The sequence below is a fragment of the Streptomyces sp. NPDC086777 genome, assembly GCF_040702065.1.
In the GTDB taxonomy this organism is placed as follows: Bacteria; Actinomycetota; Actinomycetes; order Streptomycetales; family Streptomycetaceae; genus Streptomyces.
This window is the reverse complement of record NZ_JBFBJI010000010.1, coordinates 1-11,334: the sequence shown is the minus strand read 5'-3', so window position 1 is coordinate 11,334 and position 11,334 is coordinate 1. Positions and strand designations below refer to the sequence as shown.

Annotated in this window: 9 protein-coding genes and 1 pseudogene; 6 read left to right on the top strand and 4 right to left on the bottom strand. The window is 71.5% G+C overall.

Annotated elements, in window-relative coordinates:
- Positions 1–41: 41 nt before the first annotated feature.
- Both AB0472_RS16060 and AB0472_RS16055 read right to left on the bottom strand, forming a co-directional pair.
- On the bottom strand, positions 42–1,001 hold the full coding sequence (locus tag AB0472_RS16060) for a hypothetical protein (protein ID WP_366357278.1): 960 nt from the start codon (positions 999–1,001) through the stop codon (positions 42–44).
- Between the two features lie 199 nt (positions 1,002–1,200).
- Entirely contained in the window at positions 1,201–2,181 is a 981-nt protein-coding gene (locus tag AB0472_RS16055; RefSeq protein ID WP_366356997.1) for a LysR family transcriptional regulator, read from the bottom strand.
- Between the two features lie 84 nt (positions 2,182–2,265).
- Between AB0472_RS16055 and AB0472_RS16050 the strand changes: the two genes are divergently transcribed.
- The 6 genes from AB0472_RS16050 to AB0472_RS16025 all read left to right on the top strand — a co-directional run bounded on the left by AB0472_RS16050 (position 2,266) and on the right by AB0472_RS16025 (position 10,007).
- The gene (locus tag AB0472_RS16050; RefSeq protein ID WP_366356995.1) at positions 2,266–3,618 is read left to right on the top strand and encodes an MFS transporter; all 1,353 of its coding nucleotides are present in this window, start codon (positions 2,266–2,268) and stop codon (positions 3,616–3,618) included.
- A 111-nt stretch (positions 3,619–3,729) separates the two neighbouring features.
- Positions 3,730–5,016 carry an extracellular solute-binding protein gene (locus AB0472_RS16045; protein ID WP_366356993.1) on the top strand — a complete coding sequence of 429 codons (1,287 nt, stop codon included), beginning with the start codon at positions 3,730–3,732 and terminating at the stop codon, positions 5,014–5,016.
- Positions 5,017–5,018: 2 nt separating this feature from the next.
- Positions 5,019–5,903 carry a sugar ABC transporter permease gene (locus AB0472_RS16040; RefSeq protein ID WP_366356991.1) on the top strand — a complete coding sequence of 295 codons (885 nt, stop codon included), beginning with the start codon at positions 5,019–5,021 and terminating at the stop codon, positions 5,901–5,903.
- Positions 5,900–6,730, top strand: a complete 831-nt coding sequence (locus AB0472_RS16035) for a carbohydrate ABC transporter permease (protein ID WP_366356990.1) — start codon at positions 5,900–5,902, stop codon at positions 6,728–6,730. The genes AB0472_RS16040 and AB0472_RS16035 overlap by 4 nt, the downstream gene beginning before the upstream one ends.
- Positions 6,731–6,741: 11 nt before the next feature.
- Positions 6,742–8,994: an alpha-xylosidase gene (gene yicI / locus AB0472_RS16030; RefSeq protein WP_366356988.1), complete on the top strand. Its 2,253-nt coding sequence runs from the start codon at positions 6,742–6,744 to the stop codon at positions 8,992–8,994.
- The gene (locus AB0472_RS16025) at positions 8,994–10,007 is read left to right on the top strand and encodes a LacI family DNA-binding transcriptional regulator (RefSeq protein WP_366356986.1); all 1,014 of its coding nucleotides are present in this window, start codon (positions 8,994–8,996) and stop codon (positions 10,005–10,007) included. Before yicI ends, AB0472_RS16025 begins: the two co-directional genes overlap by 1 nt.
- Before the next feature lie 18 nt (positions 10,008–10,025).
- On the opposite strand, the gene AB0472_RS16020 is transcribed toward AB0472_RS16025, so the two are convergent.
- Together AB0472_RS16020 and AB0472_RS16015 are read right to left on the bottom strand one after the other, a co-directional pair.
- The gene (locus AB0472_RS16020; protein WP_366356984.1) at positions 10,026–11,189 is read right to left on the bottom strand and encodes a DUF6183 family protein; all 1,164 of its coding nucleotides are present in this window, start codon (positions 11,187–11,189) and stop codon (positions 10,026–10,028) included.
- Between the two features lie 71 nt (positions 11,190–11,260).
- Positions 11,261–11,334, bottom strand: a pseudogene (locus AB0472_RS16015) (family 1 glycosylhydrolase); the annotation flags it as partial.

Sequence of the window (11,334 nt, the reverse complement as noted above, 5' to 3'; positions counted from 1 at the left end):
GGCCTCGGTGGCGGTGGGGCGGCGCCGGGTGCGGGGCGCCGTCACAGGACGGGGGCGGGAGTGGCGGTGCCGCGGGTGCGGGTGTGCTCGTGCGCGCCCTGCGCGACCGGGCCGCCGGTCGGTGCGGCCGACTCGCTGGGCGAGACCGGGGGCGGCGACACGGCGGGTGAGGAGGGCGGTTCCGGGGAGGGCGGCACCGTGGACGGCGCGGCGGACGCGGACGACGAGCCCGCCTTCGGCGAGGAGACCGTCACCCCCGCGGTCGACACGGGCCGCGCGGACCCCGACGCGCTCGGCCGGGCGGTGCCCTTTCCGTCCCCAGGCGCCCGGGCGGAGCCGCCGGCCGACGGGGTCGTACCGCCGCTCACGGCCGGGCCGGCCACCGAGGCGCCGTCGTCGGAGGTCGGGGGCGAGTGCGCGGGCCTCGGCGAGCCGTCGACCCTGCCGGCCGGCCTGTCGGCGTTCTGCCCCGGCACCGGCAGCCAGGGCGCGTCGGAGCTCCCGGACAGCAGGGTGACGACGATGACCACCGCGTAGACCGCGCAGGCGAGGCCGAGGGCCGTCCCGAGCCTGCGGAACCGGCGGCTGCGGCGCCCCGAGGCGTCGACGAAGACCGGGACGGGGACGTCGGGAGCGCCCGAGCCCTCCGTCGCACCGGAGGCCCCCGCCGCGGCGGGCGTGGCCGACCCCGCGGGTCGGGCCGGCCCCGTCGACCCCCCAACCGGCCCCGTCGGCCGTATTCGTACGACACCGACGTCGTTCTGGACGGTCACCTCGTCCGGGTCGTGGACGAGGTCCGTGGCCCGGTCACGCAGAAACACCGGGGTCGGCGGTTCGACCACGCTCCACGGGTCCCGTAACGCCGCGGTCCGCAACACCTCGGTCGCCCCGCCGCCCCCACCCGCTCCGGCCGACGGGCCGGCGCCACCGACGCCGCCGGGTGTCCCGGTCTGCGCCCCGTCGTCCCCGGCCACCGGCACATCCCCGGCCTCCAGGGCCACCTGCGGCAATTCGGGTTGGGTTTCTTCTCGCCAATTCTTCACGCGCGTACATCCCCCCACGGGAGTGTTCCGGGCGCACTGACGAACCCGAGCACACGTCAACGGAACGGGCCCCCACCCGCTCCGAGCGCCCCCTTGCAACTCTCCGCGCTCGGGCCCATGAAGCTAGCGCACGGGGGAGTTCCGCGTTCTCGATGTGTCATTTGTGGTCGTCCATCACCTCTTGATCACTGGCTGGAATCCATCCGTCGGACGGTCGTCGAAGCCACCGTTCCGCCTGCCCGATCTCGGCAGCCGCCCGCCGCAACGCGTCGACTCCCGGATGGACCAGCCCCTTTCGCCACACGAGCGACACAGGCGACAACGGGACCGGATCGACCAGCGGCCGCGACACGCTTCCAGGTATGGCCGGAAAACCCACTACCGCGAGGATGGGATACCGATCCTTGGCCATGACCCGCCGGAACTCCTCCTCCCCGACGGCCAGCGGCAGCGGCGGCGCGACCGCGGTTCCTCGCCCCTCGAAGAGGCGAAAGGCCAGGTCAGTCCATTCCAGGGTGCGCTCGTTCCCGGCGCCGGCGTACACCGTCTCGCCCGCGAGCGCGGCCAGCGGCACCGCGTCCAGGGCCGCGAGCCGGTGTTCGGAGGGGAGAATTACGGCCATGGGTTCGAACCGCACGGGCTGGTGTTCGAGTCCGGAGCGCAGCGCCGGGTCCAGTCCCGCGAACCGCCCGAAGGACACGTCGAGCCGCCCCGCGAGGAGTTCGGCCGCCGCTCCGGTGAGCCCGCTCTCGTAGCGGGCCATCAGCTCGCAGTCGGGGGCGAGTTCGCGGGCCCGGTACAGAACGCGGCGGGCGGTCTCCAGGCCCGGGGAGTTGAGGTCCACCAGCAGCGGCCGGGCCTGCCCGAACGCGGCGAGCAGGGCGTCCTGGGCAGCCAGCACCCGGCGGGCGTACGGCAGCAGCCGGGCGCCGTCCGCGGTGAGGCCGACCTGCCGTGTCGTGCGCAGGAACAGCTCGGCGCCCAGCTCCCGCTCCAGCCGCCGCACGTCACGGCTGAGCGCCTGCTGGGCGACGTACAGCCGGGCGGCGGCGCGGGTGAAGTGCAACTCCTCGGCGACGGTCACGAAGACGCGCAGCAGCCGGGGTTCGATGTGGGCGGGCGAGGCAGGTGCGGGCATCTCTCGAATTTACAACACGGGTGCGTGAATCGGCCCCGAGCAGGTGTTGGACCCCTTGATCGGTCCGGGGCGACGGTGGTGTCCATGCCACAACCGAACCGGCCGGGCCCGCCCGCGGCCACCCACGGCACCCGCACCGCCCACGGCACCCGCACCGCCCACACCGTCACCGCCGACTCCCTCGTCACCGTCGACTTCAGCCCCCGGTTCGACGGCCATTCCCGGCCCCGCCCCCGCCGTCGCCCGCCCGGCCCCTACCGCCGCCTCTTCGCCCTCCCCGGCACCCGGGCGTTCACCGCCGGGAACCTGCTGGCCCGGCTCCCCATGGGCATGTTCAGCGTCAGCGCGGTCGTGATGATCGCCGGATCGCGCGGCTCGTACGCCCTCGCCGGTGCCGTGACCGCGACCGGTCTCGCCGCCACCGGTCTCGCCGGGCCGTGGATCGCGCGGCTGGTGGACCGGTACGGGCAGGCCCGGGTCGCCGTGCCCGCCACCGTCACCGCCGTGCTGGGCAGCCTCGCCCTGCTGCTCTGCGTCCGCTTCGGCGCCCCGGACTGGACCCTGTTCGCCGCCTACGCGGCCACCGCCACCACCCCCAACCTCGGCGGCATGTCCCGCGCCCGCTGGGCCCACCTGCTGCGCGACGACCCGGGCGCCCTGCACACCGCGAACTCCTTCGAACAGGCCGCCGACGAACTGTGCTTCATGCTCGGACCGGTCCTCGCCGCCTTCCTGACCGGCACGTTCTTCCCGGAGGCCGGCACCCTGGTGGCCGCGGTGCTGCTGCTCACCGGCGCGCTGCTGTTCGCCGCCCAGCGGGCCACCGAGCCACCGCCCCGGGCCGGGTCGGCCACCGCGCGCACGCCGCTGCGCATCGGCCCGCTGCTGGTCTGCTTCGTCGCGACCGGCGCGGTGTTCGGCTCCATGGAGGTCGTCACCATCGCCTACGCCGACGGCCAGGGCCATCGTTCGGCGGCCGGTGCCGTACTCGCCCTCCAGGCGGCCGGTTCGTGCGCGGCGGGCCTGCTGTACGGGGCGCTCCGGCCGGCCGGACCGGCCGAACGCCGGCTCCCTGTCTGCCTGTTGTCGATGGCGGCGCTGATGTCCCTGCCGCTGCTCGCCACCCGCGCGTTCGACAGTCTCTGGGCCCTCGCCCCCGCCCTGCTCGTGGCCGGCATGGCGACCGCCCCGACCATGGTGACCGCGATGACCCTGGTCCAGGACCGGACCCCCGAGGGCCGTCTGAACGAGGGGATGAGCCTGGTCGTCACCGCCCTGCTGACCGGCATCGCCTGCGGCTCCGCGCTCGGCGGCTGGGCGGCGGACCACGTCTCGCCGACGGCCGCCTTCGTCACCCCGGCCGCGGCGGCCGTCGCGGCCCTGGCCGTCAACGCGGTCAGTCGAATCGCTTCGCCCAATTCCCGCCGCACCCATTGACGCCTTCACAGCCCGCACCTACCGTCCTCCGTCGAAGCGCTTCGACGTTTCGCATCGAACCGATTCGACGCGGGACGAGCACCAGCCATCCGACTCCCCTGGAGGCATTGGATGTTGACGGCACGAAGGCGAACCACGACCGCGGCGGCGATCCTGGCCGGATCGCTGCTCCTCACCTCCTGCGGCGGCTCGGGCGGCAGCACGTCCGACGCGAAGACGCTGCGGCTGTGGCACTACGAGGGCCCCACCAGCGCGATGGGCGTCGCCTGGAACGAGGCCATCAAGGAGTTCGAGGCGACCCACCCGGGCGTCAAGGTGAAGTACGAGGAGAAGAGCTTCGAGCAGATCCAGAAGACCGCCCAGATGGTCCTGAACTCCTCCGACGCCCCCGACATCATGGAGTACAACAAGGGCAACGCGACGGCGGGGCTGCTCTCCAAGCAGGGGCTGCTCACCGACCTGACCGCCGAGGCGGCCAAGCGGGGCTGGGACAAGGAGCTCAGCGCGGGCGTGCGCACCACCAGCCAGTACGACGCGAACGGCGTGATGGGCTCCGGCAAGTGGTACGGGGTGCCCAACTACGCCGAGTACACCATGGTCTATTACAACAAGGACCTGTTCGCGAAGTACGGGATCGCCGAGCCGAAGACCTTGGACGACCTGACGGCGGCCATGGACACGTTCGTCGCGAAGGGGGTCACCCCGCTCGCCGACTCCGGCTCCGAGTACATGGCACAGCAGTACCTGTACCAGCTGGCGCTCTCGAAGGCCGACCGCTCGTGGGTCGACGCCTACGAGCTGTACAAGGGGAAGGTCGACTTCCACGACCAGGCGTGGACTTACGCGGCGACCACCTTCGCCGACTGGGTGAAGAAGGGCTACATCGCGAAGACGTCGTCCGGTACCACCGCCGAGCAGGCCGGGGTCTCCTTCATCCAGGGCAAGTCACCGATCCTGTTCTCCGGCAGCTGGTGGTACGGCCGCTTCCAGTCGGAGGCCAAGTTCGGCTGGGGCAGCTTCCTGTGGCCCGGCTCGAACCTCACCCTCGGCTCCGGCGGCAACCTCTGGGTCGTACCGAAGAACTCCAAGAACAAGGATCTCGCCTACGACTTCATCGACATCACCATGTCGAAGAAGATCCAGAACCTGCTCGGCAACAAGGGCGGAGTCCCGGTCGCCGCCGACGCGAGCGCCATCACCGACCCCAAGTCCAAGGAACTCATCGCCAACTTCAACACGGTGAGCAAGCGGGACGGCCTCGCCTTCTACCCGGACTGGCCGGTCGCCGGCTTCTACGACACCCTCGTCTCGGAGACCCAGAAGCTGATCACCGGCAGCGAGAAGCCGGAGGCCTACCTGAGCAACCTCCAGACGGCGTACGACAAGGGCACCAAGTGAGGATGGCGCGCCGGGACTCGTACGCCCCGTTCCTCCTCCCCGGCGCCCTCGCCTTCCTCGCCGTCGTGATCGTCCCGTTCCTGATGAACACGGGCGTGAGCTTCACCGACTGGCAGGGCGTGGGCAGCCCGCACTGGTCCGGACTCGCCAACTACCGGGAGCTGCTGCACGACTCCGAGTTCTGGGCGTCCTTCCGGCACAGCCTCTTCATGGTCGTCGCGATGGCCGCGATCCCGACGGCGCTCGGACTGGTCCTGGCCGCCGCCCTGTTCGACTACGTCGGCAAGCACTTCGGCACCCGGATCGCGGCCGTCCTGCGCGCCTGCTTCTACCTCCCCCAGGTGCTGCCGGTCGCGGTCGCCGGCATCGTCTGGAGCTGGATCCTGGCCCCGGACAACGGCTCCCTCAACGCCCTCCTGAAGGCGGTCGGTCTCGGCTCCTGGCAGCAGGACTGGCTCGGCGACCCCGACCTCGCCCTCTACACCGTGATGGGCGTGCTGGTCTGGGTGCAGATCGGCTTCCCGCTGGTCGTCTTCATGGCCGGGCTCGGCCGGGTCGACCCCCAGCTGTACGAGGCGGCCGAGCTGGACGGGGCCGGCTGGTGGCGCCGCTTCCGGCACGTCACCCTCCCGCAGATCCGGCCCGAGGTGTACGTCGTCCTGACCTGGTGCACGATCGCCGCGCTCAAGGTCTTCGGCGCGGTGTACGTCCTGACCAAGGGTGGTCCGGGCGGCGCCACCGACGTGCCCTCCTACTTCTCCTTCACCACGTTCTTCGAGAAGACCCAGGTCGGCTACGGCTCGGCGATCTCCACCGTCCTCACGGTGATCATCCTGGCCCTGGCGATGGCCGGCCTGAAGCTCCAGAACCGCGCGGAGGCCGTATGACCCGGCTGTCCGCCCTGCGCCGCTACCCGGTCCTCCTCGCCCTCTGCCTCGCCGCCCTCTTCATGGTCGTGCCGTTCCTGATCGTGGCGGTCAACGCGGTGAAGTCCCCGGCGGAGTACTCCCAGAACGGCCCGCTGAGCCTCCCCCACGGCCTGTACCTCGACGGCCTCAAGGACTTCTGGCAGCGCGTCGACTACACCCGGAAACTCGCCAACTCGGTCCTCATCAGCGGCTCGGTGGCGCTGCTCGCCACCGCCCTGTCGGTCCTCAACGCGTACGCGATCGGCATCGGCCGGATCCGGTTCCGCACCTGGGTGCTGGCGTTCTTCGTGCTCGCCAACATGCTGCCGCAGGAGGCGCTGGTCTACCCGCTCTACTACCTGAGCAAGGAGGCCGGCCTCTACGACACCCGGCTCAGCGTGATCATCGTGTTCACGGTGATCCAGTCGGCGTTCGGGACGTACCTGCTCTCCGCTGTTCTCGGACAGTTCCCGCGCGAGATCGTCGAGGCGGCCCGGATCGACGGCGCGAACAAGTGGCAGATCCTGGTCCGGATCGTCGTCCCCGTCAGCCGCCCGACCCTGGGTGTGCTCCTGGTCTTCTTCTTCATCTGGACCTGGAACGAGTTCCTGCTGCCGCTCGTCATGCTGATCTCCAACGACAACCAGACGGTGTCCGTCGCCCTCGGCGTCCTCCAGGGCCAGCGCCTGATGGACGCCACCATGACCAACGCGGCCGCCCTGCTCGGCGTTCTCCCGGCCGTCGTCTTCTTCCTCGTCTTCCAGCGGACGCTCACCCGGGGGATCGCCGTCGGGGCGGTCAAATAGGAGGTACGTGCGTGAAGTTCACCGACGGCTACTGGCTGCTGCGCGAGGGCGTCACCGCCGCCCACCCGGTCGAGGTCCTCGACGTCACGGCCACGGAAGGCGCCCTGGAGATCCACGCGCCGACCCAGCCCATCCGCCACCGCGGCGACCTGCTGAGGGGACCGGTCCTGACGATCAGCGCGCACACCCCGATGCCCGACGTCATCGGCGTCACCTTCACCCACTTCGAGGGCGAGCGGTCACGCGGGCCCCAGTTCGAGCTGCGGAAGGGCGACTTCGCGTCCCAGGTGGCGTACGACGACGAACACGCGACCCTGACCTCCGGCTCGCTGACGCTGCGGCTGAGCCGTACGGCCCCCTGGCGGCTCGACTTCCTCGCCGACGGCCGCACCCTCACCTCCAGCGGCCCCAAGGGCATGGGCATCATGCGGGACACCGCCACCGGCGCCCACTACCTGCGGGAACAACTGGGCCTCGGGGTCGGCACGTCCGTCTACGGCCTCGGCGAGCGCTTCGGGCCGCTGGTCAGGAACGGCCAGGTGGTCGACATCTGGAACGCGGACGGCGGCACGGCCACCGAACAGGCCTACAAGAACGTCCCGTTCTACCTCACCGACGCGGGGTACGGCGTCTTCGTCGACCACCCGGGGAAGGTGTCGTTCGAGGTCGGCTCGGAGGCGGTGTCACGGGTCCAGTTCAGCGTGGAGTCGCAGCAGTTGACGTACTACGTCATCCACGGCCCGACCCCCAAGGACATCCTGCGCAAGTACACGGCCCTGACCGGCCGGCCGGCGCTCCCGCCGGCCTGGTCCTTCGGCCTGTGGCTCTCCACGTCCTTCACGACCTCGTACGACGAGAAGACGGTCACGTCCTTCATCCAGGGCATGCGCGAGCGCGAACTGCCGCTCTCCGTCTTCCATTTCGACTGCTTCTGGATGCGGGAGTTCAACTGGTGCGATTTCGAGTGGGATCCGCGGGTGTTCCCCGATCCGGCGGGGATGCTGGGGCGGCTGCACGAGCGCGGGCTGCGGGTGTCCGTCTGGATCAACCCGTACATCGCGCAGCGGTCGCCGCTGTTCGCCGAGGGGAAGGAACTGGGGCACCTGTTGCGGCGACCGGACGGGAGCGTGTGGCAGTGGGACCTGTGGCAGCCGGGGATGGCGCTGGTGGACTTCACCTCCCCGGCGGCGCGTGACTGGTACGCGGGCAAGCTGGAGGCCCTGCTCGCCCAGGGTGTCGACTGCTTCAAGACCGACTTCGGGGAGCGCGTCCCGGTGGACGTGGCCTGGTCCGACGGCTCGGACCCCGAGCGGATGCACAACTACTACACCTACCTCTACAACCGGACCGTCTTCGAGGTGCTGCGCAAGCACCGGGGTGAGGGCGAGGCGGTCGTGTTCGCGCGGTCGGCGACCACCGGGAGCCAGCAGTTCCCGGTGCACTGGGGCGGTGACTGCGAGGCGACCTACGAGTCGATGGCCGAGTCGCTGCGCGGCGGGCTCTCGCTCGGCCTGTCCGGCTTCGGGTTCTGGAGCCACGACATCGGCGGCTTCGAGGGCACCCCGACACCCGCGCTGTTCAAGCGGTGGCTGGCCTTCGGGCTGCTGTCCTCGCACAGCAGGCTGCACGGGTCGTCGTCGTACCGGGTGCCGTGGCTGTTCGACGAGGAGTCGGTGGACGTGCTGCGGCACTTCACGCGGCTGAAGCTGAGCCTGATGCCGTACCTGTACGAGGCCGCGCGCACCGCCTCGGCGGAGGGGGTGCCGGTGATGCGCGCGATGGTGCTGGAGTTCCCGGACGATCCGGGGTGTGCGCATCTGGAGCGGCAGTACATGGTGGGGGCGGATCTGCTGGTGGCGCCGGTCTTCGAGGACGAGGGGTATGTGACATATTACTGTCCGCGAGGCACCTGGACCCACTTCCTGACCGGCCGTACGGTCACCGGCCCCGGCTGGGTCCGCGAGCACCACGACTTCCTGAGCGTGCCGCTCCTGGTCCGTCCCGGCGCGGTGATCCCGGTCGGCGCGGTGGCAGACCGTCCCGACTACGACCACGCCGACGGGGTGACCCTGCGCGTCTACGGCCTGGAGCGCGGCGCACAGGTCACGGTGCCCGTCGGGGAGGTCACCTTCACCGTCGTACGCGAGGGGGACACCCTGCGGGCCTCGTGCAGCGACCCGGCGGCGCCGTGGGCCCTGGCGGCCGGGGACCGCGCCGCGCGAGCGCAGGCCGGCACCGGGTTCCTCTCCCTGGAGCTGGGCTGATGGTGAAGATCACCGACGTGGCCCGGCACGCCGGCGTCTCCCCCAGCACGGTGTCCTACGCGCTCAGCGGCAAGCGCCCGATCTCGGACGAGACCCGGCGCCGGGTGGAGGCGTCCGTCCGCGAACTGGGCTACCGCCCGCACGCCGGGGCGCGCGCCCTCGCCAGCAGCCGCGCCAACGTCCTCGCCCTGGTCGTCCCGCTGCGCGCGGGCATCCACGTCCCGGTGGTGATGCAGTTCGCGGTGTCGGTGGTGACGACGGCCCGCCGGTACGACCACGACGTGCTGCTCCTGACCCAGGAGGAGGGCGAGCAGGGCCTGCACCGGGTCGCCGACACGGCACTGGTCGACGCCCTGATCGTCATGGACGTCCAGCTCCACGACCCCCGGCTGCCGCTGCTGCGGACACTGGAACGGCCGTCGGTGCTGATCGGCTTCCCGGCCGCCGCCGAGGGCCTGACCTGCGTCGACCTGGACTTCAGGGCCGCCGGGGAACTGTGCGTGGAGCGGCTGGCGGGGCTGGGGCACCGGGTGGTCGCGCTGGTCGGCTCGCCGCCGGAGGTGTACGTCCGGGAGACCGCGTTCGCCCAGCGGGTCGTCCAGGGCTTCACGGCCGCCGCCGACCGCAACGGCATGGCGTCCTCCGTCCACCCGTGCGAGGCGACGCCGGCGGCGGCGCGCCGGGCCGCGGAGCAACTGCTCCGTCAACAGCCGGCGTTGACGGGTGTCGTCGTCCACAACGAGGCGGTCCTGGAGCCCCTGGTCGACGCCTTCGAGCAGCTGGGCCTGCGCGTCCCGGCCGATCTGTCCATCACCGCGATCTGCCCGGACGAACTGGCGGCGGGGCTGCGCGTCCCGGTCACCTCGGTCGCCCTGCCGGCCGCGGAACTCGGCGAACGGGCGGCGGAGTTGCTGATGCGCAAACTCGACGGCGACCCGGACGTGCCCGAGGCGACGCTGCTCACGCCCCGGCTGACGGAACGGGCGAGCACCGCGCCGCGCGAGGCGCTGTGACGGCTCCCGCGAAACGGATCAGTCGGTGTCCGTGGCAGTGAGGACTGCGATCTCCTGCCCGCCTGGTCGCAGGGCAGCCACGGCGAGATCCCAGGCCACGTGCTGGAACCAGTCCGACGACGGGTCGGCGATGAACCAGTGTGCCTGTTCGACCAGCATGGCCGTGTGGCTGATCGGCGCGTCCGGCGCGGCGCCGACCAGGCCGCCGAGGGAGCGCCAGGCAGCCAGCCGCCCGTACGCACCGAACATGCCGCTGCCGTAGGCGGGGCTGCGCACCGCCGTGGTGAGCAGCACCTGCAGCACCCTGTCGGAGGTGGCCGGGTGGAGCCGGGGCCTGGTCTGTCCCGTCGGCCATGCGGTGAGCGGCAGGCGCTCGAAGACGGCGGCGAAGTCGTCCGGTGCGACAGGGGACGCGGACCAGAACTCCTGCGCGGCGACCGTGCCGTTGGACTCCTCCGTCCAGTGCCGCACCGCAGCGCCCATGGCCTCGGCCACCTCCGGGACGGTGGTCTCCACCGGATCGACCGCGGCACTGCGTCGCCGCATCTGCGGTGAGACACGGAGCTCGGGTCGGTCGCAGTGCTTGGCCACCGCTGCCGGGGGCAGGGCCCACGTCCAGTCGTGCGGGGCGTGCGCCGGCCTGAGCAGCGCACGCTCGGCCGGCAGCAGGTGGAGCGGCAGGGGTGCGAGCGGATGCTCCTCCGTCACGAGCGCTCCGCCGAAGGACCGCAGCAGGGCGTACTCCGGTACTGCGACGCCTTCGAGTACCAGTTCCTGGAGCAGGCAGGCTTTGAACTCGTCCGAGGGCGCGCAGCCGGGCTGCCCGCCGTAGACGACCGGGACGATGTCCGCAGGCCGATGCCCCAGGGCCACCCTCTGGGCCACGCGTCGCTCGGCCCTGGTCCGTGCCGGCCCTTCGGCCTCCAGGCTGCTTGGCAGGCACATCAGAACGCGCAGGCTCTGCTGCCCCGCGGTCGTGGCAAGAGCGGTCTGCAGCCGGTCGAGCAGGAAGGCGGGTTCGGATGCATCCTCGCCTCCCCCGGCGGCCCGCCGGGCGAGCTCCTCCCCGAGCAGCTTCGCCCACTCGAAGTCTCCGGACGAAACCCTGTGCTGGATCTCTTCGCCGAGTGCGGACGCGGCTGCGAAGCCACGGTCCAGCAGTTCTCTGATCCGTCGGGTCATGTCGCTGTGCATGGTGGAATCTCTTTGCCTCACGCTCGTCAGGTCGGGGTTCGGCCGACGCCGTAGGGCGTCGGCGAGCGCACCCGCGGCCAGGAGATCGAGAAGCGGTAGGCGTCCACGCCGAGGCCGGCCAGGAGCGCCACGT

Excerpts from the sequence above, each read along its gene's own strand:
- AB0472_RS16025 (WP_366356986.1), top strand. The coding sequence starts at position 8,994 with ATGGTGAAGATCACCGACGTGGCCCGGCACGCCGGCGTCTCCCCCAGC.
- AB0472_RS16020 (WP_366356984.1), bottom strand. The coding sequence starts at position 11,189 with ATGACCCGACGGATCAGAGAACTGCTGGACCGTGGCTTCGCAGCCGCG.
- AB0472_RS16035 (WP_366356990.1), top strand. The coding sequence starts at position 5,900 with ATGACCCGGCTGTCCGCCCTGCGCCGCTACCCGGTCCTCCTCGCCCTC.
- AB0472_RS16050 (WP_366356995.1), top strand. The coding sequence starts at position 2,266 with ATGCCACAACCGAACCGGCCGGGCCCGCCCGCGGCCACCCACGGCACC.
- AB0472_RS16055 (WP_366356997.1), bottom strand. The coding sequence starts at position 2,181 with ATGCCCGCACCTGCCTCGCCCGCCCACATCGAACCCCGGCTGCTGCGC.
- AB0472_RS16045 (WP_366356993.1), top strand. The coding sequence starts at position 3,730 with ATGTTGACGGCACGAAGGCGAACCACGACCGCGGCGGCGATCCTGGCC.
- AB0472_RS16040 (WP_366356991.1), top strand. The coding sequence starts at position 5,019 with ATGGCGCGCCGGGACTCGTACGCCCCGTTCCTCCTCCCCGGCGCCCTC.